Raw genomic sequence first — 25,134 nt, 5'->3', positions numbered from 1 at the left:
CCCGATACATTAGAATAAGGGACATACCGGACTTGATTACCGGTAATGGCGGCGCGGCATCATGCCCATGGTCCTCCGCCCCTCGGCCGAAAACCTTTCCCGTCATGTTGGAGCAACACTCGCAGTCACCGGTTACGAAATGACTAATACTGCCGGTTGCCAGTAAATCGCATCCGATCAACTGGAAAACATGGTTAATGGATCGTAAATGTACGCGCCTGAATCAGCTCAGATAAACGAACGCACCAGACTGCCGACAAGCAGGTTCCATCCATCGATCAGCACGAAAAACAAAACCTTGAACGGGAGCGATATGGCGGTCGGCGGCAACATCATCATACCCATGGACATGGTGATCGTCGCAACGACCAGGTCAATCACCAGAAACGGCAGTACGACGAGGAAGCCAATTTCGAAACCGCGGCGGATTTCGGAGATCATGAATGCGGGAACCAGGACGCGCATATCGATCTTCTGGCCGGTCTCGACCGGCTGCCCCCTTTCGGCCGCAAGATCGACAAACAGGTTGAGATCCTTGTCCCTGGTATTCGACAGCATGAAATCGCGGAACGGGTCGCTGACCCGGTCGAATGCCTGCGCCTCATCAATCTGATTGTTGAGCAGCGGCTGGATACCGCCCTCCCACGCCCGGTCGAATGTCGGCGTCATGACATAGAAGGTCATGAACAGCGCCAGGCTTATGAGGATGAGGTTTGCCGGCGTAGTCTGCAGCCCCATGCCGGCGCGCAGAATAGCGAACGCAATCACAAAACGCGGAAAACTGGTGACCATGATCAAAATGCCCGGCGCCACCGACAGAACCGTCAGCAATCCGAAAGTACGGATTATCCAGCTGGCGACGGAACCATCGACCGGCTGGGTCAGAACATCCGGGGCCAGGGCCTGGGCCTCGGCCGAAGCGATTGTCGCCATCATGGCGAACGCTGCCAATAAAAATCGTATCATTCGATCAAAAAGGTTCTGAACAGGAGCTTCGATACCTGACCACCCGAACGTATGGTCGCGCGTTCGGAAAGGTCATCACGCAAATGCTGAAAGCCGCGCGGCCCTTCAATCTGCTGAAGTGAAACCGTCCGCATATAGGCCATGACGTCCTGGTGAACCAGTTCCGCCATGCCCGGATCAGGTTTTCCATTGAACACCAGAGCTATTTCAACACGGACCCAGCTGTTCGATGGATAGGAAAGATTGGTGGTGATCGGCGAAAGCGACACGATCTGCCGTGCAGGCGCCGGGGTATCGGCCTCGTCGCCCTCCCCGGAATTACTTTCCTTGTCCGTTTTTTTGGAACCAATGCCGGCTTTTGCCGCCATTTCGGCTTCTGGCGTTGACATTTCCGCATCGGCTGATTTTTCACCGGCAATCATGCCGACAATCCAGCCCCCGGCGCCGGCAAGTGCCGAGAGCACCAATACAACGACGATGGTCATAATGACCGATCCGCCGCCTTTTTTCTTGTTTTCATCGTCAGGTGTCGTCATGTCACCGTGCTAGATTGGAGAGAATTTATCCACGAGTTGCTGGCCGACGGGCGGCTGTTGAACTTCCATGAGACGACCACGCCCGCCATAGGAAACACGTGCTTCGGCGATCTTCTCATAGGCGATGGTATTGTAGGCATCAACGTCACGGGGACGCACTATCCCGGCAATATTCAATATGCGCATTTCAAAGTTCACGCGCACTTCCTGCGATCCGCTGATAACGAGATTGCCATTGTCGAGGACACCGGTAACAACGGCAGCGACGCGCAGCTCCAGATTTTCGGACCGCGCCGTGGTGCCCTTGCCTTTTGTGCTGGTGTTTGAGCCGAATTTCAGTCCTGCAGACGCCTCACCGCTTCTACTGTTGACACCGTATTCACCCGAGGCGTTGATGCCGCTGGAATTGGTCCGGTCGCGGTCGGTCTTGTTGTCGAAGGTCGCCTTGTCATTTATGGCAATATTTACGGTCAGAATATCGCCGACAGACATGGCGCGGGCATCCTTGAACAAATCGCTTTGTGCGTCCGTCCACAGCGAATAGCCGGTGCCCGGCTTGCGCGGCGGTTTCGGATAGAGCGCCATTTGCGGCGTCTGACCATATTTCAATCCACTTCCTATGGGGCTCATGGCCGGTGCCCTGCCGACATCTTTCAGAGCACTGGAGCCGCAGCCGGCCAGTAACAGGCATAACAGGACTGATGCAGCGCTGCGTTTCATGACGGATCCTTCGGAATGCTGGTGTCGGCAGCGCTTGCAATAATGCTGGTCAGATTGGCCGCCTTTTCGGCATCCATTTCATTGAGAATCTGGCTTGCCAGCCTGGGTTTCAGTTTCATGACGATGGCGGCCGCCACATTGATGTTGACCAGCTCAAGTTTTTCCGCCGCTGAATCGGCGCGCATATTCTTGTAGATCTCGACAAGCCCGCCCTCGGCCTTGACGAGGAAATCGTTGCGCAGCTGCAGCCAGTTCTCATATTCCGCACGGCGTTTTTCAAGCATCGCGATACGATCTTCGATATCGGCCTGCAGTTGCTCGAGTTCCTGTTTTTGCAGCAGGTAACGCTGATCGCGGGCGGCATCGGCTATGTTCGTGCAGAAGGCGCGGATTTCATCGGAGATCTCCTCCTGCAAAATCTCTGCGTCCTTGCCGGCTGCCTGGGCCAGCGAAAGCGGGTGTGAGGTCAGGCCGGCTGCGATTGCCAGCGCCAGCGCGGACGCTGCTGTTTTGCGGACTATTGCGCTCATGTGCCACCCACTCATTGTAATACCAGCTCCGCCTGCAGGGCTCCGGCCGATTTGATCCCCTGAAGTATGGCGATGATGCCGTCAGGCTTTACGCCGATGCTGTTCAATCCGGCCACCAGGGTCTGCAAATTGGGTCCATTGACGATGGCAACCTGGCCGCCCTCCGTCATTGCCTGAATATCCGTCAGGGGCTCGACGGCCGTCACCCCGTCGCTGAACGGCAGCGGTTGCGAAATGATCGGCGCTTCCGTCACGCGGATTGTGAGGGCGCCATGGCTGACTGCAACCTTTGAAATGCGCACATCATGTCCCATTACGATGGTCCCGGTGCGCTCGTTGATGACCACGCGCGCGGGTGCGTCCGGTTCGACAAGAAGACGCTCGATCTCAGCAACAAAGCGGGGAAGAGAGACCTTTTTTGGCCGCAGGACCTGAACCGTCGTGGAATCGTTGGCGCTGGCCAGCAGTTTGCCGTATCGGCGGCCGGTATGCCTGTTGATGGCGTCGGCAATCGACACGGCGGTGGTAAAATCCGGGTTGCGCAGTTGCAGGGTCAAATGCCCGGTATCCTTGAAGCGCAGGGGAATCTCGCGTTCAATGATCGCGCCTCCGGGCACCCGACCTGCGGTGGTCACGCCCTGTGTCAGTGACTGGGCATCTCCCTCCGCAGTAAAGCCCGATACAACCACCGACCCTTGCGAAACGGCGTAGATCTGCCCGTCGGCAGCCGACAGCGGCGTCATCACCAGGGTACCGCCACGCAGCGATGTTGCATCGCCCATGGACGAGACATTGACGTCGATGCGCGAACCGACACTGGAAAACGGCGGCAGATTGGCCGTCACGATGACGGCGGCCACGTTATTGACGCGGACGTTCTGACCTTCTGCCGCAATGCCGAGATTTTCCAGCATTGCGCGCAATGACTGTTCGGTGAAAGGCGCATTGCGCAGGCTGTCGCCGGTCCCCTGCAGACCGATTACCAGCCCGTAGCCGATCAGCTGGTTCTGACGCGCGCTCTGCAGGGACACGACATCCTTTATGCGCGATGCAGCACCGGCCGGCAGCGCCAGCATCAGACCGACAAGGAGTGCAAGACCTGTCCGGTACAAAATCATTGGGCCGCAACCCGTATTGTACCGTCCGCCATCACCGTGCCGGAAACCATTACGCCTGTGTTGATATTGCGCGCCCGCACGAAATCGCCCACGGAACCGTTTTTCATCGGGCTTCCTGGCGCGGTGATGACCAATCCGTCCTGTGAATAGATCATCGTGACAACCGTTCCGCGTTCGATGGTATAGGCCTCGCGCACGGACGACACCGGCACCACCCGCCCCGGCAACAGCGTACGCCTGGCAATCATGCCTTCGACCTGATCCATGGATGATGCGTAGTCGCGCCGGATGTTCGGGTTTGTCACCTGGACGATTTCAAGCATATGCGCCTGAACCGTTTCGCCCGGATAGATTATCTGCTTGGGAATGACGGCGACCTGCTCGCCGGCCGCAGCTTGCCACACACCTGCCAGCAGGATCGCTAGTACGGCAAGGGCGGTGCGGCAAGTCATCAATAGGGTCCCATTACATGTTCTGCGATACGACGGAGGCCATTTCATCGGCCGCCTTGATAATCTTGGAGTTCATCTCATAGGCCCGCTGCGCCGAAATGAGGTCGGTGATCTCCTTGACAGCATCGACATTGGAGGCCTCAAGATAACCCTGCTGGATAGAAGCAAATCCCGGATCATCAGGAACACCGACCGTCGATTCTCCCGAGGCTTCGGTTTCCTGAAACAGATTGTCGCCAAGCGGGGCAAGACCGGCTTCGTTGACGAAGTTGGCGATCGTTATCTGGCCGATCTCCTGCATGTCCGCATCATCGCCAATGCGCACGAAAACCTGGCCGGACTTGGTCACGACGATCTCGCTGGCATCCTGTGGAACGGTAATGGCCGGTTGAAGAAGATAGCCGTCAGCAGTGACAATCTCACCATTGGCATTCGTATTAAGGGCCCCGGCACGGGTGAAAAGGGTCTCACCATCGGGGCTCTGTATCTGGAACCAGCCTCGACCAACGAGCGCAAGATCAAGCTTGTTTCCCGTGCTGACGAGCGAACCCTGAATGTGAACGTTGCGGACAGCCATTGTCTGCACACCAAGGCCGACATAGGCGCCCTCAGGCACGATGGCCTGATTGGCCCGGCTCGGCACGCCCTGCGCCTTTTCCACCTGATAGAGAAGGTCGGAAAACTCAGCGCGGGCGCGCTTGAAGCCCGTGGTGTTGATATTGGCGATGTTGTTGGCAATCACTTCCAGATTCAGTTGCTGGGCATTCATGCCGGTTGCGGCAATGGCCAGTGCTTTCATCGATCGTCCCCTCAGATGGCCATGCGGCTTATTTCAAGATAGGCGGTCACGATCTTGTCCCGGACCGCGAGCGCCGTTTGCAGCGTGCGCTCGGCGCTCATGACCGCTTCGACAACCTCCTGCGTGGTGGCCTGCCCGCTGATGCCCTTCACCGACATCTCCTCGCCCCGCTGGATGGTCGTCGTCATGTCGGCGACCATGTCGGACAGCATCGACGAAAAATCGGAATCCGTCCCGGCGGCGGCCGCTGCTGCCGCATTGGGCTGCGCTACTTCCGTGGCAACGTCGGAGCCGGCAGCCTGCCTGCTCAGTGACGTTATGGCAGCGGTATTGATTGCATCGATCATCCCGTCGTCCTCAACAGATCGATTGTCATGGAAATCAGTTCACGCGCCTGTTTGATTGTCTGCAGGTTGGCCTGATAGGAGCGGTTGGCTTCGCGCATGTCAGCCATTTCCACCAGCACATTGACGTTCGGGAGCTTGACCATGCCGTCTTCGTCGGCGGCAGAATTGCCCGGATCAAACTCCACGTGGAACTCGGAATTGTCGCGCCCGATCGAGTCGATGCTTACCAGCGCCGCACCGGTCACCCTGTCGAGCTCCGACATGAAGCTCACCGTCTTGCGCTGATAGGGGTCTGCGCCGGGCGTGGTGCCGGTCGATTGGGCGTTGGCCATGTTCTCAGAGACGATGCGCAGTCGTGTCGACTGCGCCTCAAGGCCCGAGGCCGCCGTTCTCATGGCAGCGGCAAGTGGATCAATCACTGTCATTTGCGTACCGTCATGAGCATCATCCGGTGAAAGGACCGGAGGATGCCTGCGTTCAGTTCATATTCCTGCCGAACCTCACCCGCCTTCATCAATTCTTCTTCAAGGGCAACGGAATTGCCCGATGGCGAGACCGCCACATCCCCGCCGTCGGCTCTGACCGCGCCACGCATGGAGTCTTCGGTAAAATGCATTGGATGGGTTGCGGACATGCTGGTGCCGACGGATTGCAACACGGTTTCGAAAGGATCGATTTCCATCGTGACGTAGCCGGGCGTATTGGCATTGGCGATATTGCCCGTAACCACGTTCTGGCGCACGGACAGCCAATGGGCCTTACTTGACGCTAATTCAAATAGCTGGATCGGCTGCATCCGATTCTCCCTTTGCGGGATAATCTATGAAGCCAATCTTGCGTGGGACTTGCGGTCCCGCATCCGTACACAGTTTTGCGCAGGAAACGCCTGTATCAGCGCTCGATGACCTCACCGTCAGATGTGACGATCACCCAGCGCCCATTGCGCTGCTCCAGCGTCGCAAGCTTGCTGTCATCGGGTAACACGGACCCGACCCTGACGACATAAACACCGTTGCCGTCCTCTATCAGCGCCCGGCCGTTGACGACGTGAAGCAGGCGAAATGATGGCTTTGCGCCGGGGAATGACTGCGGCGGGTCTTCCTTCGCCTCGGCTTCCTGCTCTGCCTGCTGGCCGCTGAGCGTAATTGTTGCCGTGGTGAGTGCGTCGAGCGACTCGCTGATTTCCTTCTCATCCGAATCGGGAATGGCCAGAGGCGAGACGTTCACGAAGTTGCGGCCGGGCATTTTGGAAAGATCCCTGCCCGACGAATAGGAATAGGGCTGGATGCCGAACTGTTCCTGGTTAAGAAAAACATACCAGGGAAAGAAAGCCGCGAACGCAGCGATTAGCAGGCCTGCTGATATCAGGATGCGATCCGCGCGGTCGTGTTTGACCTCGGATTTTTCCTGGACCGGCTGAACGGCATTCGCGCCTGCTTCCTGTTCTTTCATCGACATGCTCTCGTTTCTATTGACCGGGCTGGTTTTCCTGCTGCGCCATGGCCGCGGCGTGTTTCATCGCGTCGGCCAGGTCGTTGAACGCATCACGGGACGGTTTGTCATGTGGCTGCTGTTTCAGGATTTCATAAATGACCGGCACCTGGCGGACCGCCATATCCAGCTCGGCGTCGGCGCCGGGCCGATATCCGCCAATCAGCCGCAAATCCTTGGTTTCCTCATAGCGCTGGATAAGCGCGCGCAGCCGGATTACGAGTTTTTCCTCATCCGCCTCCCATGCCGTTCGCGCCAGCCGCGAAACCGATGCCAGAGGATTGATCGGCGGGTAGCGCCCTTCCTCGGCCAGTGCACGCTCCAACACGATATGCCCGTCGAGAATACCCCGCGTCGAATCAGCAATCGGATCGTTGTGATTGTCGCCATCGACCAGAATGGAGACGATGGCCGTAATCGATCCGGCACCGGCGCTGCCCGGACCTGCACGCTCCAGCAGGCGCGGCAGTTCGGTAAAGACGGTGGCCGGATATCCGCGTGCCACGGGAAGTTCGCCCGAAGCCACGCTGACCTCACGGATTGCGTGGGCAAACCGGGTGACACTATCGACAACCAGAAGGACATTTTCGCCATTGTCGCGAAAATGTTCGGCAACGGTCATTGCCGTCATCGGCGCCATGCGGCGCACCATAGGGCTTTCATCGCTGGTGGCAACGACCGCGACCGATTTGCCCATCTGGTCGCCAAGCGTGTCCTCGATGAATTCGCGAACCTCCCTGCCCCGCTCGCCGACCAGCGCGATGACGGCACGGTCGAAGGCATCCGCGCGGGTCAGCATCGACAGAAGCGTCGACTTGCCGACGCCGGAGCCGGCAAATATCCCCAGGCGCTGCCCAAGACACAGCGGCGAGAATATGTCGATCGCCCGTATGCCTGTTTTCATCGGCTTATTGACCCGCTGCCTGCTCATCGACGCTGGCGCATCGTTTGCCACAGCCCGGCGACGCTTGCCGGGCGTCAGTGGTCCGAGACCATCGATGGGCTGGGCAAGCGCATTGATCGTTCGGCCGCACCAGTCGGTATCCGGCGCGATGCGAAATGCGCCGAACCTGATGACCGGATCACCGATGGCGATGGCTTCTCCGCGCTCGACCGGACAGACAATGACGGCGTCGGGCTCGACCTTGACCACTTCTCCCAAAGATATGCCGGCGCGACCGTGATGTTCCACATAATCACCAAGGCACACGTGCTGAGACAGTCCTGAAACCTGATAGTTGTTAGGGGTTATGGTGGTGACAACGCCGCCACGCCGCACAAGCTCTTCCGGGTTGGAGTACTTGCTGACCAGGCGGTCCAGCGCGTCCAGTGTCGCCGAACGGCGCTGGTGAATTGGCTCAGCTGACGACATGACACACGGTGCTGCTGACCGCGAACGACGACATTGCCCTCATCCGCATCATGTGTTTCCGAGGGTCTTGACCGCATCGTCAAGCGAGTTTTCGCTGTCCTTGATCAGGCTGGCCGCATTTTCGAAAGCCCGGGTCACCATGATAAGCCGGCTCATCTCAGACAGGGCATTAACGCCCGATTTCTCCAGATATCCCTGCAACACACCGGAGTTGGTCCTGTCGAGGATCGGCTCCGGTTTTGCATTCGGAATGATGCCGCTGTTTTCATATCGGATGAAGCCCTGCTCCAGGTCGGCGGCATAAATGCCGATCGAACCGACGGCGGTCCCGTTCTGACGCAACAGTCCGTCACGGGTAACATCCGGCGGACCGGCATTGCCATCGAGCTGAATGGGGGCGCCACCGGGATCAAGCACCGGATAGCCGGCGAGCGTGACCAGTTCACCAGTCCCGGACATTGTGAAACGGCCGTCCCGGGTCAGCGTCATGCCCGCCGGCGTTTCAATTGCAAACCAGCCTTCGCCCTGTACCGCAAAATCAAGCGGACTTTCGGTTTGCGTCAGCCCGCCGCCCGTCGTCGACAAATAGGTCTCGCCGTGCGACACAAAGGCCGTGTTGTTGTTGAGCAGGGATTCAAACCGTATTTCGGTCGGCCGGTATCCGATGGTGCTGGAATTGGCGACGTTGTCGGCCAGCGTGTTCAGGCGGTTTTCCAGTGCGATCTGCGAGGAAAGGGCAACGTAAAGGGAAGATTGCATCTTGTTGTCTACCCGCCAAGTTTGAGATTGTTGATCGCAATCATCAGATCCGGAGAAATCTCCGAACTTGACGACTGGGTCAGCAGAGCGGCGGATGTCACCGTCGTGCTTGGATTGCTCACTTCCCAAAGGCTGGTGAAGCGCTGCAACAGAGTGTTCAGCTTTTCCGGATCCTTGAAGTCGTCAAAATTGATGTTTTCCTTGAAGTAGTCGGCCTGTTTGTCGATGTCCGAATAGGCGAATTCATCCGGCAGGCCGAGAGCGGTCCTCACAACGGTGGCCAGCGCCGGATCCGCCAGGATTTCGTAGGCGTTGGATATGTCCGGAGCCAGACGTTCGAAATAGAGCGCCAGTCGGACACCTTCATTGCTGTTTCCGGCTTCTTCCTCAAGGGACTGGCGCAGATATTTATCGACCGTTCCCTGCTGGGCCTTGGTGAAAACCGTCGCCGTTTCACCATGGCGGGCAAAGTTGAATGCGTCGGCAAAATCCCGGTATCGCGTGTCGGTCAGCTGGTTGGCGAAGCTGTCGCTGTCATCGATGCCCTCGGTCAGGACCTTTCTGATAAAGGCCTTGGCATAGCTCATTTCCTCAAGGCCGTGGGCCTTCATCGCGTAATCATACAGCCGGCTGTCGGCCATGAATTCATCTATTGAATCCACCTTGCCGATGTTTTCGAGATAATACTCCGTCTCCCGCGAAACGATTGGCTGCGCCTTAACACGCTCAATGGAGCGATTGAGGTCGGTAGCGATGTTCAGATAGCTGGTATAGGTGGTGACCATCGTGTCATGCCCGTGTCGGTTCGTATCGGCGTCGGCAAAACCCGAGACATCCGCGCCCGGAAATACCTTCTCATCGCATCTGCGGACAGAACTTAGGCAGATATCCTTGTGCGAAGCTTTCGCGAACAGACATAACCGGCCAATCGGGCTGCAGGAGAATGGTCCGGTCCAGCTTCACGCAAGCCAGAGCACGTACCCCTAGTGTGTGTTTGTTTGAACGGAATCGTAGCTGCCCATGAACATCATCATCGGACTTGTCGTGACATTCGGATGTATCCTCGGCGGCTACATGGCCATGGGCGGATATCTCAGCGTCCTGATGCAGCCCTATGAGCTGCTGATCATCGGCGGCGCGGCATTTGGCGGATTCCTGGTCGCCAATCCGATGAAAATCATCAAGGATTCAGGCAAGGCCATGTGGGAGGCCTTCAAGTTCGCCGTTCCCAAGGAGCGCGACTATCTCGACACGCTTGCGGTCCTTTACGGTCTGATGCGCGACCTGCGGTCCAAATCGCGCAACGAGATCGAGGCGCATATCGACAATCCGGAAGAATCGAGCATTTTCCAGACCGCGCCTTCGGTACTTGCAAACGGAGAGCTGACATCCTTCATCTGCGACTATGTGCGGCTCATCATCATTGGCAATGCACGGCCCCATGAGATCGAGGCGCTGATGGATGAGGAAATCAATACGATCGAGCACGACAAGCTCAAATCCTACCACGCCATCGTCACGGTTTCCGATGCCTGCCCGGCGATCGGTATCGTTGCGGCGGTGCTCGGCGTTATCAAGGCGATGGGGGCAATTGACCAATCGCCGGAAATTCTGGGAGGACTGATCGGTGCCGCGCTCGTGGGCACCTTTCTGGGCATCTTTCTTTCCTATTCGGTGCTTGCACCCATTGCCGCGCAGATCAAGCTGGTGCGGGAAAAGCAGAACCGCCTCTACGTCATCGTCAAACAGACCCTGCTTGCCTACATGAACGGGTCGGTTCCGCAGGTGGCGCTTGAACATGGCCGCAAGACCATTTCTTCCTACGAACGCCCGTCGATCGATGCGGTGGAACAGGAAATGATGAGCGCCGGCAGCGGCGGTGAAGCGAAAGCGGCCTGATGCGATGACAGATCCTTCGTCAGAAACATCCAGCCGCATGGATCCGACGCTGGTCCAGCGGATGATCGGACGGTCCGGTGACCGTGGAACGCTTGAAACGCAGTGCGTCACTCTTGCGGAAGTCACCGCGCTTTCTCTGACGCTCAATGCCGGCAAGGCCATAGGATTTCCGATCACGGTCGCCTTCGAGAAATTTGACATAGGCGAACGGTCGGAGCTTATCGCGGCACTCGACGACAATGCCGTCATCTGCAGTGCGGGCATTGGCGGCTGGTGCGACGACATCATCCTGTCGGGGAGTGATGTGTTTGTCATTGCGGTGATGGAGTGCATGCTCGGCGGAACGCTGCCAGAAGACGCGGCGATCGAATCCAGAGCGTTGTCCGACATCGAGCTCGATGTCGCCACCGTCATATTCAAACAGTTTGCAGAAAGCATGCGGGCCGGCATCGCCTACCCGCCTACCGAGGATGTCGTTGCGGATCCGGCGACCATGGAGCCGCCCGAAGCCGAGGAAGAGGAAGAAGACACGCCGGCCGTTGTGATCGAGTTTCTGCTGAACCTCGGCTCTGTCGAAGCGCCTTTCAAGGTTATTTTGCCGCAGCGCCCCCTGCTGAAGACAAGAATCACCGAAAGTGCCGAAGAAAAACCGCCAGCACCCGAACAACCTGCCTGGGCGAGGCAGCTGACGACGCAGATCACGCGGTCGCATGTCATGCTTGAGGCGCGGATTGCACTGAGTGAACTGACGCTTGGCGAGGTTGCCCGCCTGCAGGTCGGGGATCTTCTGCCGTTTGCCGACGAGGGCGCCGTGCGCGCGCTTTTGTCCGCCGGCGGCAAGGAGCTGTTCTGGTGCGAATTCGGCAAGGCAGGAAACCGTTACACCGTACGCGTACAGGAGCCGCACCGCCACGAACACGAGCTGATACGGGAGTTGGCTTCGGGATGACGCACCAATCGATCGCAATCGCATGCTTTTTCCGGGGAGCGGAATGAAACAAGGGACACATGATTATGTCTGACAACAAGGCCATGAAGGACGAAGAGGAATTGCCGGGTGAAGAGTCGGCGGCAGAACTTGACCAGGCCATAGATGACCTTCGCGGCGTTCTGGAACAGGATGCAGCGGGAACTCTGGAGGAACAGGCAGGAGGGGAACAGGCAGGAGAGGAACAGCCTTTCGGAACCGGTGATTTTTCAATGGACGACTTTCCCGACACGAATGCCACAGACGATGCTCCGGCCCCTGACCTCGGCGGGTTCGGAGATGATTTTGCCGCCGAGCCGCAGGTGTCCGCCCCGGAACAGCCGACCGGCGCAACCGGCAGTATCGCCAACGCAGACATCATCATGGAAATACCGGTCGATGTGCAGATCGTTCTCGGCAAAACCCGCATGAAGGTCTCCAGCCTGATGAGCCTCGACGAAGGCGCAACGATCTCCCTTGACCGCAAGATCGGCGAGACTGTCGACATCATGGTCAATGGCCGGATGATCGGGCACGGGGAAATCACCGTTCTGGAAGAGGACGAAACACGCTTTGGCGTGCGGCTAACCGAGATTCACGGCAGCAATGAGCGGCCGGGCAACAAATGATGCAGGAATACGAGGACTTTTCCGCGGACAATCCGGTTGGACAGGCATTGTCCAAGCCGCAAAAGGCGGCCGCAATCCTCATTGCGATGGGCAAACCCGTTGCCGGCAAACTGCTTAAGTTCTTTGCACCCTCCGAGCTACAGACAATCATCGCGAGCGCCCAGTCGCTGCGCAGCATACCGCCGCAGGAACTGGAAAATGTCGTCGCCGAGTTTGAGGATCTGTTTACCGAGGGTACGGGGCTGATGGACAACGCCCAGGCCATGGAAGGCATACTCGAAGAAGGCCTGACACCGGACGAAGTCGACGGTCTGCTCGGCCGAAGCGAAGCACTGAACAAGCTCGAAACCACGATTTGGGACAGGCTTCAGGAAGCCGATCCGACAGCGGTCGGCCAGTTCCTGTCCAGGGAGCATCCGCAGACGATTGCCTATGTCGTGTCCATGCTACCGTCCTCATTCGCCGCCAAAATTCTGCTTCAGGTTCCGGAAAAGCAGCGGGCCAATATCGTTCACCGGGCCGTCAATATGAAAACGGTCAATCCGAAAGTCGCTGAAATCATCGAACAACGGGTCGCGCAGATGATCGAAGACCTGAAAGGCGATGAAAACACCGAAGCGACAAGCCGTGTTGCGGATATGATCAACGAAATGGAAAAGCCGGTTGTGGACGCATTGCTCGGCGAACTCGAGGCCATCAGCTCGAGCGATGCGGCAAAGGTCAAGCCGATGGTCTTCCTGTTCGACGATATTCTGACCATGCCGCAACGCAGCCGCATTACTCTTTTCAACGATATCAGCAGCGACACCATCACGCTCAGCCTGCGCAAATCCGACGCCGATATCAAAGAGGCGGTGCTCGGCTCGATCGGTGCGCGCCAGCGTCGTATGATCGAGGCGGACCTGGCGGAGGATATGCCCAGTGTCACCGACCGCGATATCGCGGTGGCCCGGCGGTCAATCACGCAGGAAGCCATCCGGTTCGCCTCGCTTGGGCAGATCAAACTCGCGGAAGAAGAAGACAGCGAACAAGCCGCCTGACCGCTTGAAACATGCGCCGATTGGAACCTGAATCATGGCTGAAGAGCAGGACCAGGACAGCAAAACCGAAGAACCAACCGAGAAAAAGATCCGCGATGCCGTCGAGAAGGGAAACATACCCTTTTCCAGGGAGGTTCCGATCTTCGCGTCGTCGACCGCCATCCTCGTCTTTTGCATCTTCTTCATGCCGTCTGGCGCATCATATGTTGCGGTTTCGCTTGCCGATGTCTTTGCCAAATCCTCGCGGTGGCAGTTGAACAATGGCGAGGATGTGGTTTCACTTTTCCATCACCTGTTTTGGGAAACCAGCCATCTCCTGTTGCCTGCCTTCGCCTTGATGATGGCATTCGGAATTGCGGCATCGGTCATGCAGAATATTCCGCGACCGGCGCTCGAGCGGATCAAGCCGCAATTGTCCCGCCTGTCCTTGAGCAAGGGATTCAAGCGCCTATTCGGTGCACAGGGTCTGGTTGATTTTGCCAAGTCGATAACGAAGATCCTCGTTATCTCGTCTATTGTGGCCTTTGCCATGGTCGACGACTATTACACCGTATTGAGCGGCATGTTTTCAGAACCGGCGATCATTCCGCAGACCATGGCGCGCATGGCGCGCAAGGTGTTCGTCATCGTACTGATTTCAACGGCGGTGCTGGCAATTGCCGACCTGTTGTGGACACGGTTTCACTGGCGCAACCAGTTGCGTATGACCCGGCAGGAACTCAAGGACGAGATCAAACAGTCCGACGGCGACCCAATCGTCAAGGCGCGGCAGCGGTCGCTGGCGCGCGACCGGGCTCGAAACCGCATGATTTCCGATGTGCCGCGGGCAACGCTGGTCATTGCGAACCCCACGCATTTTGCTGTGGCACTGCGCTATGTGCGCGAGGAAAATGATGCTCCCGTCATCATTGCAAAGGGACAGGATCTTGTTGCGCTGAAAATTCGTGAAGTTGCTGAAAACAATGACATACCGGTCTTTGAGGACCCGCCTCTGGCACGCTCCATTTTTGCGCAAGCTTCGGTTGGTAGTGTCATTCCACCGGCCTTCTACAAAGCCGTCGCCGAACTGATTCATGTGGTTTATTCCAAGTCGCCAGCCAAGATAAACTAAACGATTTCGATGAAGATTTGCCCTTATACCAAACAGCGCGAAGAGATCGTTGCACACGCAATACGGTCCGTCGCGAGCGAGTTGCGGCTCATTGATGCCGGCGATCTGATCGCTCTGCTGAAGCTGGAATGTCATAGCGATCTGGCCGACCTTGTATCATCGGCCGCCGAGCTTTTCTTTCAGCCTGGCACGGTCAATTTCGGCGTCGGCGGCGACTACCAGCTGGATTGGGGAACGACGCCCCAGATAACGCTTGATATCGAATTAAAGCCCGACGGCATGACCGTTTTTGCACGGCTGACATTGCTGGAAAGCCACGGCCAGCTCGAGATCAACCACATTTCGTTCGATGATCCATCCGCTGATCCGGACGAAAACACGGCCTTCCTCGCAGCAAGCCTGCAGGCTAGCTCATTCAACGGGATAGAACTGCCGAGCCCGGTATAGACCGTTTCGGGTTCAACCAATCAGGCCAAGACGGATGGCCTTTGCTATCGCCTGGATCCTGTTGACCGAATCAAGCTTTGTCGCCGCAAAACCGAGATAGGCGTTGACTGTGTGGACAGACAGGGTCAGTTCCTCGGCAATCGCCTCGCTCTTGTAACCGTCGGCCGCCAGCTGCAGGCATTGCAGCTCTCGGTCATTCAGGGTCTGATGCGGTGAAATCCTTTGCACGTCCAGCGCAAGCAATTCCCTCATGATGCGGTAGATGTCGCGGTGAATCTCAACGACGCGATCCCCTGACAGGTCAAGGTCCGAACCGAAAAACAAGGCAAATCCATTGCCCATTATGCCGAGCTTTACAGGAAAACCCACACCCGGGACATCGAGCGCCTTAACCGGCAACGGTTCGACAAACGTGCCGACGGCTGCCTCATGCCCCGCTGCCGTCCAAGCAAATGGCAGCAGCGAACGTTCCATGTGATTTTCTATCGCTTCGCCGATTGCCGACAGTGCGCGGCGCATATTGCGGTCAACCGAACTCAGCACGACCGTCACGCGCTGGGTTTTGCTTGGTGCAAACCGGTTAATGCGGCAAACGACGTAACCGTCTGCACCGAGGATAGCGCGCAGCTCCTGGGCAGCATCCTCCAGCTCCATGGAACCGTTCGGATCCGCTTCGTTGTTTGGTGGCCATGGACGACTATCTGCTAGATTGTCATTGACCGATTCTTTAAGTGCCGTCTCCAACGTCTCGCCCCCGTTTTTGACGTAAATTTCTATTGTGAAAATAACGAACTAATAATGTATCCGCACCAACAGCCAACAATTCGGATTACGGATGTATGCGGGCATTATATCAAGTTATTGCGCACGGCATGTGCAATGGCCTCCGACCTGGTCTTTGTTGATGTCTTCTTCATTATGCTCGTGATGTAGTTGTTTACGGTGTTGCGTGAAATGCCGATGATGAGCGATATCTCGTCGCTGGTTTTACCTTCGGCAATCCAGGACAGACATTCCAGTTCACGATCGGTCAGATCCTGCAGTACTTCGACACCAAATATGTCTTTCTGGAAACTTGCAAGGTGGTACGCGCAAACCTGCGCAAGGTCATGCAGCCGGTTTTGGGAATAGATCATCCCGTCGGCAAAACACAGCATCAGAACCATGCGGGCCGGGCCGACATCGAACGGGACTGCGCAAAGCTGGCGGCTGAGATGCGCCGGCATGCTGATTGAGCCTGGGCATTCTATGAAAGAAGGCAGCGTTGCCGACATGCAGCGCTCGATTTCCGTTACCTTGAACTGGGCTCTTACCAGCACAGAACCAAGGGTGCGCACCATGTCAAAGGGCCAATTTGCCGAGACCGCGAATTCCAGGCTCCCCTCCGAATAAACATCCCAGCGGGCAAGCATGTAGTTGGCTGCGCCTGCATAGTCGGCGATCAGTTTCAGACCGTCGGCAATGTCACCGGATTGTCCGGCTGCTTTCACATCTTCCAGAAGGCGGGTTCTGCTCATTTAAACGCACACCCGCATAAAATCGCAGCTACCTTTGAGCGCAAATCAATCATATTAAATATCCAGCCGCACACGCCATTATTCAGATCAGATGATCCGCCAATATCGACGTTCCGTACCAACACTATCCCCATTATATAACTGCCACTGCCCCCATGGACCAGCATGAATAAGTCAAACGACAATGCCGGGCTCTAAGAAACGCTAGCACCACACCCAAACAATTCGAATGGTCAGTTCTAACACTTTACACAACTAATGAATTGTTGCAGCCAGTAATTTGGCTTGAAGCACTGCACGCTCGACGCAACTAGATGGTGCGATTTGTCATCTCACCATAAACCTGCTGGTGCGGGACGCCCGCTAGGCGGCATCCTCCAGCGCCCATTTTCTCAAGATCTTGGCGGCGCGTTCTTCGTTTATTTCAACCATGCGTGCCAGGCGTTTTTCCGGCCCTTCCTTGACGCGACTGCTTATATCCTCGGCTGTTGCGCCAAATCCTGGCATTGCGCCTGGTGCTGCAGCCGGTCCGTCGGAACCTAGAGCAAAGCCATCACCGGTGGCCGGTGCCTCGTCGGCCGGATCAAAACCGAAATCCGAACCGAATCCTTCCATATTTGCCGTGCCCGGACTGAAGTCCGGCAGATCCGGCCCGCCTTCCTCTCCGGAATTGCCTGTGGACGAAAGTGCATTTGCAAGCGGTCTGAACCCGAACCAGACAACCAAAAGCGCCACCAGAACAAATGCGCCGGCGTTGATCATGCTGCCGATGTGACGTGAAACCGTCTGGCCAATTCCTTCCGCCTGGGCCGCGTCGCTGAGCAATTCGGTATCCAGGAACTGCACGACGGTCAGCTTGATCTGGTCTCCACGTTCGGCGTCGAGACCGGAAGCGGATGCGACGATCTGTTGAAGTTCGGCAAGGTGGGCGTCGATGTCGTCCTTGGTGGCGGAATCGCCTAGCATCGCCTTGATGCGACCCTCATTGATCACCACGGCAATTGAAAGTCTCTCCACGCTGTAGCTGTTGCGAACAGTCGCTATGGTCTTGGAGTTGATCTCATAGTTTGTCTGTTCTTCCTTGCGCTCGTTCGATTCGGACGATTGCGGTCCGGCGCTGCTTTGCACCTGTTCGGTCGGCAGGTTCTGTTCCACAGTTGCGGGAGCATTGGTTTCCGAACTGTTGGAGGCCTTGTTTTCCCGCGTAACCCGAACGGAGCGCTCCACCCGCGATTCCGGGTCGAAAACGGTCTCCTGGATCTGCTGCGTGTCGGTGTTGATATTGGCACGAACGCTGGCGCGGAAATTATCGATGCCCAGAAACGGCGCCAGGGCCTTGTCGATATTGCTGACGATCTCAGATTCAACGGTTTGAACGATGCTGAGCGACCTGTTCATGGTGCTGTTGGAATAGTCATCGCCGGATGCAAGCAACTGACCGGTTGAATCGAGCACGGTGACATCATCGACACTGAGACCGGGAACCGATGAGGCGACGAGATGCCGGATCGACTGAGCCGCACGGCGGCCATCGTTCCCGTTGGCGCGGACCATGACCGAAGCGGAGGGCTGCTGCTCGCCGCGGCGAAAACTGCCGCGGTCCGGCATGACGATATGAACACGTGCGGCGCTGATGCCGTTGATGGAGCGGATTGTGCGGGCGATTTCGCCTTCGAGCGCACGAACCCGGGTCACTTCCTGCATGAAGGATGTAAGGCCGAGCGAGCCGACATTATCAAAGAGCTCGTAGCCCGATGTCGAACTGTTCGGAAGTCCACGCTCTGCAAGCGTCATGCGGGCTCTGCCGGTCATGCCGACCGGGACACTGATGACGGATCCATCCGAACTGACGTCGAACGGTACTCCCATTTCGCCAAGCGCTATGGCTATCTGGCTGGAATCGCTGCCTTCGAGACCAACATACAGCGTTTCATAGCTGGGCCGGTTGAGGAACATGGCCGCAATAATTATCAGCGCAACCGCAAGGACACCGGTTCCTGCCAGGGCAAGAAGGCGTTTGGGTCCGAGATCGGTTAGATTCCCCGGCAAACTGGAAAGTTGGTTCAACAGATTCATTCTGTCTCCACATCACCATCACGCTACCGCTAAAGGCAGCGCCGGCCAGGCCTTTTGGCGCCCGTCCGACGCATGCCAAGCTACTCGCTGAAGCTTGCGCGAGGGTGTTGCGGATACAGGAAATTGCCTCTATCCGGGGCAAATTTCGGACTGCGGAATGCCTGTGGAAGGATCAGAACAATTCGGTGTCGCCGGCGGCTTTGGCAAACTCGACCGATTCACTTGGGGCCTGACGCGGCAGCAAACGCTGTTGCATGTCGGTAAGGGTGATCACATTCAGGGCGGTGGTGGTGTCGATCAGCCAATCCTGCGGCATGCGCACGGACAGTTCGGCAAGAAAATCCCCAAGCCCCCGGGCTTTTTGTATTGCCAGATCCATGCCCTGGATGACTGCCACATCTGTCGGGTGGACGTCATTTGCGTCATGATCGCCACTGCACAGCACGGCCTCGGCCGCTTCGATGAGCTGTGCTATATCGGCCAGTTCCACCTGCAGCTTCAACAACAACGTCGCCAGTGAATCGGCATCCGTTTCGCCGAATTCGCCGTTTTGCGCCAAATTTCCGTTTATCCCTGCCATCGCCCTGTTCTCCACTGGGTCTGATCGTTTGATGCCTACTCTATACCAATTGCAGTTTCGATCCGCTTAATGGCAGTCAGAAAAATTCGATATCATCGGCCGGTGCCGGCTTAGGCGCCACTGGCTGTTCCCGGGCAACGGCCTTCATCGTCTCGCTGCCGTTCAAAATGCTCTGGCGGGCCCGGCCGCTCACCGGCCAGAATTCAACCTTGCGGCCGAGTTCGCCTCCAAGGCTTGAATTGACGATCTTAATGCCCTCATCGCGCAGAAACTGCTCGGCGAAAGCGCCGTTTTTGCGTCCGACATCCGAAAGGCGCGACATGGTTTGCGCACCCCCGAAAACCTTTGCCTCGAGCCGGCTCTTGCTGGCGCCCTGTTGCAGGAGAGCGTTGATCAGCAGCTCCATGAGATGCACACCGTAGCGTGTTGCCTCACCTGTGCCCTCGCCAGCCGAACCTGGCAGAAGAAAGTGGTTCATGCCACCAACACCAGCGACCGGATCGCGCAGACAGGCTGCAACGCACGAGCCCAGGATTGTCGACAAGACAACGTCCGGCTTGTCTGAAATGTGATACTGCCCCTGGATCACATGCAAGCGATTGCGCGGCGTGGCTGCATTCATTTAAGAGCTCCAAAAACAGCTTCGATGGCGCCCTTCATCTTGTCGATGGTGAATGGCTTTGCCAGTACGTTGTTGGCGCCGAGTGCAGCGGCCTTTTGAACCAGGGCCTTGTCTCCCTGCGCGGTCAGGATGATGAATGCAGCACGCTTGGTCGCAGCGTTGCCTCGAATGGCCTGAAGCAGACCGAGACCGTCCATTTTCGGCATATTGAAATCCGAAATCACCAGATGATGCGGGTCTTTCTGCATTATCTGGTAGGCCTGTTCTCCATCACCGGCAATGGTGATCTGCGTAAAACCGAGCTGCTGCAGCGCGTCGCCAAGCAATAGGCGGCTGGTAACCTGGTCGTCGACAATAAGTGCCTTTATCTTCTGGGCAATAGACATCACGCTGTCCCTCCGCGGGATAATGTTTGCTTAAGTACTTCTTCGCCTATGCGGCGTAGCGGCAATTGGTTTTCCACCGCGCCGATCTCAAAGGCCGATCGCGGCATTCCATAAACGACACAGCTGTTTTCATTCTGTCCGATGGTATTGGCGCCTTCCTGACGCATCTGCAAAAGACCGGATGCGCCGTCGCGTCCCATTCCGGTCAAAATCACACCCACGGCCCTGCGGCCGCAACGTGCGGCAACCGATTTGAAAAGCACGTCAACGGATGGTCGGTGACCATTCACCGTCTCGCCTTCCCGCAAACGACAGCGCAGTGTCGCATCGCCAACAATTTCAAGGTGTTTGTTCCCACCCGGCGCAAGGTAGACCTTGCCGGGTTTGAGAACCGCACCGTCTGTCGCTTCGGTCACATCGGGTTTGCAAAGCCGATCGAGCCGAGCGGCAAAACTGGTGGTGAAGGCTTCCGGCATATGCTGGGTAATCAATGTTGGCGGACAGTTCTGCGGAAACGTCGATAGAACCGATATCAGTGCCTCGACACCGCCGGTCGACGCGCCAATCGCCACGATTTTTGAACCGGGCCTGTAGTTTTCGGATATGGATGACGCACCATTGACAGCCGGTGCGCCACTCGCGACCGATGCCACGCGCGCCTTCGATTTTCCCGCCTGCTTGACCTTGTCCACCAGACCGGAAAAGGGGTTTGGATCACCGGCAGACGGCTTTCCGACGCAGTCGAATGCACCAAGTTCGAGAGCCGCCAGCGATGCCTCAGCACCTTTGCTGGTCAGCGTTGAAACCATGATGACCGGCATCGGACGCAGCCGCATGATCTTCTCGAGAAACTCCAGCCCGTTCATATTGGGCATTTCAACGTCGAGTGTGATCGCATCCGGATTGAGCTGCTTTATTGCGGTACGCGCCTGCGCCGCATCGCCCGCGGTTCCGACGACCTCGATCTCCGGATCCGCATTCAGCACCGAACCGATCATACTGCGCATGGTGGGTGAATCGTCCACCACCAGGACCCGCACAATTCCGTTTTGCACTACGCGCCCCCCGCAAATTTTTCGTAGGTAGTAATTCCGGCGTTTCTGAAATGACCCTTCGCCTCGCCGGAGAGCCGTTCCGAATGGCCGATATAGAGCCAGCCGCCAGGTGCCAGCATATTGCTGTAGCGCGACCAGATCCGGGCCTGGGTCGGCTCGTCGAAATAGATGACCACATTGCGGCAGAACAACACGTCAAACGGCCCCTTGAATGGCCAGTCCCGCATCAAATTGAGCTCGCGGAAGGTGATGAGACGCTTGAGCGCGGGATCCACGCGCCACTGCCCGGAAGACCCCTCGGGCTTGAACCACTGGCTGCGCAGTTTGGGCTCAACCGTCTCGATCGCCGCGCTGTCGTAGACGCCTTCCCTTGCGTGGGATACCACCATCGGATCGATATCGGTCGCCAGGATTTTGACGTCGTAACGCTCGGCGTCCGGCATGGCGCAAAGCAGCGTCAATGCAATGGTGTAGGGCTCCTGCCCCTGGGAACAGCCGGCCGACCAGATGCGCACGCGGCCGCCTGCTTTGGCCTTGGCTACAAGGCCCGGCAGCACGTCGTCGCGCAGATGGTCGAAATGGTGCTCTTCGCGGAAGAACCTGGTGAAATTCGTCGTCAGCAGGGACAGCATCTGGCGGCGCTCATCGGCGCCTTCCTTGCTGGACACAAGCTTGCAGTAGGTTGCGAAACTGTCGAGGCCGATGCGGCGGATTCTTTTTGCGAGCCGCGAATAGACGAGCGAAGCCTTGGATTCATTGAGGTAAATCCCGGCATCGTCATAGATCATCGACGCGATGTCCTGCAGATCCTTGGCGGTCATGCGGAATTCGCCATCCACCAGCAACTGGTCACTCGGAGCTGCGGCCACTCGCTTGGCAGCGGCCGGCGGTGGGAGCGAGCCCTTCAATGCATGCGATGCACTCATGCAGCCTCGCTTTCGTCGTGCGGGAAGATTGATTCCAGCTCGATCAGGCAGATCATGCGACCTTCAATGGCAAGCACGCCTTTTGCAAACGACCGGTCGAGTTCGGAGGAGACTTCCGGCGTCGGCTGAATGTTGTCATCGGTGACGGTCAAAATATCCGAAACCGCATCAACCAGCAGCCCAACAACCTTCTGATGCACCTGCGCAACGATGATGACATGCCGGGCGGAAGGATCGGATTCACTCATACCCAGGCGGCTCGACAGATCGACGATCGGCAAAACCGCGCCGCGCAAATTGATGACACCGAGCACGTATCCGGGTGAATGCGGCAAGGAGGTGGCCGGTGTCCATCCGCGGATTTCGCGAACCGACATGATGTCAACGCAAAATTCCTGCTCACCTATCCTGAAGGCGATCAGTTCGCGAGCGCCCTCTGCAAGATTCTTTGAAGTCTGATGCATGGTCTTACCCCACTGCTGCTAGTGACATTTCGGATTTCAACGCGCCGTTGCGCGATGCGGACACGACCGCCTCGACATCGACAATCAGTGCGACCTGGCCGTCGCCCAGAATGGTGGCTGCGGCAATGCCCGGCACATTGGCGTAGTTGGCTTCGAGGCTCTTGATGACGACCTGCCGCTGTCCCTGGATAGCATCGACAAGAAGCGCGCTCTGGCCGCCGTCGTCGGAGTCGACCAGCAGGGCAACACCGGCAAGCGGATCCGTCGGCTGCACCCTGAAATTCAGGATCTGTCCGACATCCACCATCGGCTTGAAGCTGTCGCGGATCGAGATCAATTGGCCGCTGGCGCCGAAACCGTGGATATGTTCGTGTTCGGGTTTCAGCGTTTCGATGATCGATGTCAGCGGAACGACCAGTGTCTGGTCCGCCACCGTGACAACCATGCCGTCCAGCACCGCAAGCGTCAGAGGCAGGCTCATAGTGAAGACCGACCCTTTACCCGGTGTAGAGGTAATGGTCACACGGCCTCCCAGCGCCTGGATCGATCGTTTGACGACATCCATGCCGACACCGCGGCCCGAAATGTCGGAGAGCTGCTCGGCGGTCGAGAACCCGGGATGAAAGATCAGATTATCGACCTCTTCATCGCTCATAGCCGTTTCCGACGTGATGAGACCCCGGTCAATGGCTTTCTGACGCACCCGTTCCCGATTGATCCCGGCCCCGTCATCAGCAATTTCCAGGACAATGCGGCCGGAACGGTGCTTGGCCGACAGCTTGACAATGCCTTCGGCTGATTTTCCGGCGGCCTGCCTGTCTTCAGGCGACTCCAGACCATGATCGACGGCGTTGCGGATCATGTGGGTCAGTGGCTCGGCGAGCTTGTCGATGACCGTCTTATCGACCTCGGTGTTTTCACCCTCGGTCACCAGACGGACATTCTTGCCGGTCATGTCGGCAGCCTCGCGGACCGTGCGCGACATGCGCTGGAATATCGGTTTGACAGGCTGGGCGCGGATGGCCATGACGCTGTCCTGGATTTCCCGCGTGAGCTGCTGGAGCTCCTCGAGCCCCATTGTCACCGCCGAGGAGCCGGCATTGGCAGACTCGGCTACGCTCTGGGCCAGCATCGCCTGGTTGATAACCAGTTCGCCAACCAGATTTATCAGCCGGTCGATCCGGTCGAGTTCGACGCGGATCGTCGCCTGTGCCGCAGGGGCAGCCGCCTTGGTCTGTGTCTTTTGTGCTGAAGCTGCCTCGGGCACATCCGGTTTTTGCGAACCGGCAGCCTGCTGCAGATCAATGACATTGGGCGCCTCAACCGGCTCGGCCGGACTGGCCGGAGCTTCGGCCGGCACATCAGGCGCGACGTCTTCAGCAGCGGGAGCCTCGTCAGCCGCCGGCTGTTCTTCCACCGGCGTTTCCGCTTGCTCCTCTTCCTGGGAAACAGCCGCCTCAGCGGGTGCGTCTTCGTCAACGCGGCTTACTTCAAGCTCGCAATCCCACTCGGCAAATTCGAAAACCGAATGAACGGCTTCCTCATCCTGCTGCGTGGTGAGCGTGGCATTCCAGACGAGATAGGAGCCTTCCGGATCGATCTCGTCAATGCCGGGCAGATCAACGGTTTCACAGGTCACACGCAGTTCGCCGAGCTGACCGAGTTCGCGCAGCAGGAGCAGGGTCTCATTGCCTTTGTGATACAGGTCGGCCTTCGGCTTCAGTCTTATCTGAAACACGTTTCCGGCCGGAGCTTCGTCAGTGCCAAAATCATCAAAGGAAAACGGCACCGGCGTGAAGTCGGACCCCTCCTCTTCGGTCTTCAGATCGTCAAACTCAACCGGCACGGGCTGAAAACCCGCATCGTCTTCTGCTGCCGCGGCAGGCTCGGGGGCTGCTGCAGACTCGGGGGCCGCGGCCTCGTCTTCGCCTGCGAGCGTCTCACCATTGGCCAGCGCCTGCAGATCGGCAACCAGAGCCTTGCAACGGGCTTCCTCGACGCTGCCGCCGTCGCGAGCGGCATTGGTCAAATCAGCCAGCACATCAGCTGATTTGAGCATTACCTTTACCACATCCCGTGTCGGCTCAAGCTGATTGGATCGAACACAATCGAGTGTCGTTTCAAACACATGGGCGAAGCTGACGAGGTCATCAAGCGCGAAAGCGCCGGCGCCACCCTTGATCGAATGCACAGCCCGGAAAACCGCGTTGACGGTTTCGGGATCCTCGTCGCCATCGTGGATCGCCAGCAGGCCGGTTTCAAGCTCGGCCAACTGCTCTTCGCATTCCTGAAAGAATATCTCTTTGATTTCGTTCATATCCATCG

General features: G+C 57.6%; 30 protein-coding genes. 6 read left to right on the top strand and 24 right to left on the bottom strand.

Translation table 11 applies throughout. The features are described from left to right. Window positions 1-228: 228 nt before the first annotated feature. The 14 genes from fliP to ABVT35_RS00995 all read right to left on the bottom strand — a co-directional run bounded on the left by fliP (window position 229) and on the right by ABVT35_RS00995 (window position 9,875). A complete protein-coding gene (gene fliP, locus ABVT35_RS01060; RefSeq protein ID WP_368464268.1) occupies window positions 229-966 on the bottom strand; it encodes a flagellar type III secretion system pore protein FliP in 738 nt (245 codons plus the stop codon). Further along, window positions 963-1,502, bottom strand: coding sequence for a flagellar basal body-associated protein FliL (fliL, locus tag ABVT35_RS01055; protein WP_368464267.1), 540 nt, complete (start codon window positions 1,500-1,502; stop codon window positions 963-965). The genes fliP and fliL overlap by 4 nt, the downstream gene beginning before the upstream one ends. Before the next feature lie 9 nt (window positions 1,503-1,511). Continuing rightward, window positions 1,512-2,222 carry a flagellar basal body L-ring protein FlgH gene (flgH, locus tag ABVT35_RS01050; RefSeq protein WP_368464265.1) on the bottom strand — a complete coding sequence of 237 codons (711 nt, stop codon included), beginning with the start codon at window positions 2,220-2,222 and terminating at the stop codon, window positions 1,512-1,514. Beyond that, the gene (locus ABVT35_RS01045; protein WP_368464264.1) at window positions 2,219-2,752 is read right to left on the bottom strand and encodes a MotE family protein; all 534 of its coding nucleotides are present in this window, start codon (window positions 2,750-2,752) and stop codon (window positions 2,219-2,221) included. Before ABVT35_RS01045 ends, flgH begins: the two co-directional genes overlap by 4 nt. Before the next feature lie 11 nt (window positions 2,753-2,763). Next, on the bottom strand, window positions 2,764-3,828 hold the full coding sequence (locus ABVT35_RS01040; RefSeq protein WP_368466246.1) for a flagellar basal body P-ring protein FlgI: 1,065 nt from the start codon (window positions 3,826-3,828) through the stop codon (window positions 2,764-2,766). A gap of 38 nt (window positions 3,829-3,866) precedes the next feature. Next, window positions 3,867-4,322 (bottom strand): flagellar basal body P-ring formation chaperone FlgA, encoded by a 456-nt coding sequence (gene flgA, locus ABVT35_RS01035; RefSeq protein WP_368464262.1) that lies wholly within the window; start codon window positions 4,320-4,322, stop codon window positions 3,867-3,869. 13 nt (window positions 4,323-4,335) lie between these two features. Then, window positions 4,336-5,121 (bottom strand): flagellar basal-body rod protein FlgG, encoded by a 786-nt coding sequence (gene flgG, locus ABVT35_RS01030; protein ID WP_368464260.1) that lies wholly within the window; start codon window positions 5,119-5,121, stop codon window positions 4,336-4,338. 11 nt (window positions 5,122-5,132) lie between these two features. Further along, window positions 5,133-5,468 (bottom strand): flagellar hook-basal body complex protein FliE, encoded by a 336-nt coding sequence (locus ABVT35_RS01025; protein ID WP_368464259.1) that lies wholly within the window; start codon window positions 5,466-5,468, stop codon window positions 5,133-5,135. Beyond that, on the bottom strand, window positions 5,465-5,884 hold the full coding sequence (gene flgC / locus ABVT35_RS01020; protein WP_368466245.1) for a flagellar basal body rod protein FlgC: 420 nt from the start codon (window positions 5,882-5,884) through the stop codon (window positions 5,465-5,467). The genes ABVT35_RS01025 and flgC overlap by 4 nt, the downstream gene beginning before the upstream one ends. Before the next feature lie 5 nt (window positions 5,885-5,889). Further along, on the bottom strand, window positions 5,890-6,264 hold the full coding sequence (gene flgB / locus ABVT35_RS01015) for a flagellar basal body rod protein FlgB (RefSeq protein ID WP_368464257.1): 375 nt from the start codon (window positions 6,262-6,264) through the stop codon (window positions 5,890-5,892). Window positions 6,265-6,359: 95 nt separating this feature from the next. Continuing rightward, window positions 6,360-6,920, bottom strand: coding sequence for a flagellar protein (locus ABVT35_RS01010; RefSeq protein WP_368464255.1), 561 nt, complete (start codon window positions 6,918-6,920; stop codon window positions 6,360-6,362). 16 nt (window positions 6,921-6,936) lie between these two features. Further along, window positions 6,937-8,331 carry a flagellar protein export ATPase FliI gene (gene fliI, locus ABVT35_RS01005; protein WP_368464253.1) on the bottom strand — a complete coding sequence of 465 codons (1,395 nt, stop codon included), beginning with the start codon at window positions 8,329-8,331 and terminating at the stop codon, window positions 6,937-6,939. Window positions 8,332-8,379: 48 nt separating this feature from the next. Further along, on the bottom strand, window positions 8,380-9,090 hold the full coding sequence (gene flgF, locus ABVT35_RS01000) for a flagellar basal-body rod protein FlgF (RefSeq protein ID WP_368464251.1): 711 nt from the start codon (window positions 9,088-9,090) through the stop codon (window positions 8,380-8,382). An 8-nt stretch (window positions 9,091-9,098) separates the two neighbouring features. Next, entirely contained in the window at window positions 9,099-9,875 is a 777-nt protein-coding gene (locus ABVT35_RS00995; protein ID WP_368464249.1) for a DUF1217 domain-containing protein, read from the bottom strand. 235 nt (window positions 9,876-10,110) lie between these two features. Here ABVT35_RS00995 and motA point away from each other — a divergent pair, with 235 nt between their 5' ends. From motA to ABVT35_RS00965, 6 genes are all read left to right on the top strand, one after another. Beyond that, window positions 10,111-10,989 carry a flagellar motor stator protein MotA gene (motA, locus tag ABVT35_RS00990; RefSeq protein WP_368464247.1) on the top strand — a complete coding sequence of 293 codons (879 nt, stop codon included), beginning with the start codon at window positions 10,111-10,113 and terminating at the stop codon, window positions 10,987-10,989. Window positions 10,990-10,993: 4 nt separating this feature from the next. Further along, window positions 10,994-11,938 (top strand): FliM/FliN family flagellar motor switch protein, encoded by a 945-nt coding sequence (locus tag ABVT35_RS00985; RefSeq protein ID WP_368464245.1) that lies wholly within the window; start codon window positions 10,994-10,996, stop codon window positions 11,936-11,938. Between the two features lie 65 nt (window positions 11,939-12,003). Further along, window positions 12,004-12,585, top strand: a complete 582-nt coding sequence (fliN, locus tag ABVT35_RS00980; RefSeq protein WP_368464243.1) for a flagellar motor switch protein FliN — start codon at window positions 12,004-12,006, stop codon at window positions 12,583-12,585. After that, window positions 12,585-13,625, top strand: coding sequence for a flagellar motor switch protein FliG (locus ABVT35_RS00975; protein ID WP_368466244.1), 1,041 nt, complete (start codon window positions 12,585-12,587; stop codon window positions 13,623-13,625). Before fliN ends, ABVT35_RS00975 begins: the two co-directional genes overlap by 1 nt. 34 nt (window positions 13,626-13,659) lie before the next feature. Then, window positions 13,660-14,736: a flagellar biosynthesis protein FlhB gene (flhB, locus tag ABVT35_RS00970; RefSeq protein WP_368464242.1), complete on the top strand. Its 1,077-nt coding sequence runs from the start codon at window positions 13,660-13,662 to the stop codon at window positions 14,734-14,736. Between the two features lie 9 nt (window positions 14,737-14,745). After that, the gene (locus tag ABVT35_RS00965; protein WP_368464240.1) at window positions 14,746-15,183 is read left to right on the top strand and encodes a hypothetical protein; all 438 of its coding nucleotides are present in this window, start codon (window positions 14,746-14,748) and stop codon (window positions 15,181-15,183) included. 12 nt (window positions 15,184-15,195) lie between these two features. On the opposite strand, the gene ABVT35_RS00960 is transcribed toward ABVT35_RS00965, so the two are convergent. From ABVT35_RS00960 to ABVT35_RS00915, 10 genes are all read right to left on the bottom strand, one after another. After that, window positions 15,196-15,837, bottom strand: coding sequence for a LuxR C-terminal-related transcriptional regulator (locus tag ABVT35_RS00960; protein WP_368464238.1), 642 nt, complete (start codon window positions 15,835-15,837; stop codon window positions 15,196-15,198). A gap of 194 nt (window positions 15,838-16,031) precedes the next feature. Then, a complete protein-coding gene (locus ABVT35_RS00955) occupies window positions 16,032-16,700 on the bottom strand; it encodes a LuxR C-terminal-related transcriptional regulator (protein ID WP_368464237.1) in 669 nt (222 codons plus the stop codon). Window positions 16,701-17,063: 363 nt separating this feature from the next. Beyond that, on the bottom strand, window positions 17,064-18,776 hold the full coding sequence (fliF, locus tag ABVT35_RS00950) for a flagellar basal-body MS-ring/collar protein FliF (RefSeq protein WP_368464236.1): 1,713 nt from the start codon (window positions 18,774-18,776) through the stop codon (window positions 17,064-17,066). A gap of 172 nt (window positions 18,777-18,948) precedes the next feature. Beyond that, window positions 18,949-19,356 (bottom strand): hypothetical protein, encoded by a 408-nt coding sequence (locus ABVT35_RS00945; protein WP_368464234.1) that lies wholly within the window; start codon window positions 19,354-19,356, stop codon window positions 18,949-18,951. 76 nt (window positions 19,357-19,432) lie between these two features. Beyond that, on the bottom strand, window positions 19,433-19,978 hold the full coding sequence (locus ABVT35_RS00940; protein ID WP_368464232.1) for a chemotaxis protein CheD: 546 nt from the start codon (window positions 19,976-19,978) through the stop codon (window positions 19,433-19,435). Beyond that, the gene (locus tag ABVT35_RS00935; RefSeq protein ID WP_368464230.1) at window positions 19,975-20,364 is read right to left on the bottom strand and encodes a response regulator; all 390 of its coding nucleotides are present in this window, start codon (window positions 20,362-20,364) and stop codon (window positions 19,975-19,977) included. The genes ABVT35_RS00940 and ABVT35_RS00935 overlap by 4 nt, the downstream gene beginning before the upstream one ends. Further along, complete coding sequence (locus ABVT35_RS00930; protein ID WP_368464228.1) at window positions 20,364-21,419, bottom strand: chemotaxis response regulator protein-glutamate methylesterase; 1,056 nt, start codon at window positions 21,417-21,419, stop codon at window positions 20,364-20,366. The genes ABVT35_RS00935 and ABVT35_RS00930 overlap by 1 nt, the downstream gene beginning before the upstream one ends. Beyond that, a complete protein-coding gene (locus ABVT35_RS00925; protein WP_368464226.1) occupies window positions 21,419-22,345 on the bottom strand; it encodes a protein-glutamate O-methyltransferase in 927 nt (308 codons plus the stop codon). The genes ABVT35_RS00930 and ABVT35_RS00925 overlap by 1 nt, the downstream gene beginning before the upstream one ends. Next, entirely contained in the window at window positions 22,342-22,809 is a 468-nt protein-coding gene (locus ABVT35_RS00920) for a chemotaxis protein CheW (RefSeq protein ID WP_368464224.1), read from the bottom strand. The genes ABVT35_RS00925 and ABVT35_RS00920 overlap by 4 nt, the downstream gene beginning before the upstream one ends. Window positions 22,810-22,813: 4 nt before the next feature. Next, the gene (locus tag ABVT35_RS00915) at window positions 22,814-25,132 is read right to left on the bottom strand and encodes a chemotaxis protein CheA (protein ID WP_368464222.1); all 2,319 of its coding nucleotides are present in this window, start codon (window positions 25,130-25,132) and stop codon (window positions 22,814-22,816) included. Between the last annotated feature and the right edge of the window lie 2 nt (window positions 25,133-25,134).

The sequence above is a fragment of the Hoeflea sp. TYP-13 genome, assembly GCF_040932035.1.
In the GTDB taxonomy this organism is placed as follows: domain Bacteria; phylum Pseudomonadota; class Alphaproteobacteria; order Rhizobiales; family Rhizobiaceae; genus Hoeflea_A.
The sequence above is the reverse complement of the archived record's forward strand: the minus strand, read 5'-3'. Positions and strand labels throughout refer to the sequence as shown.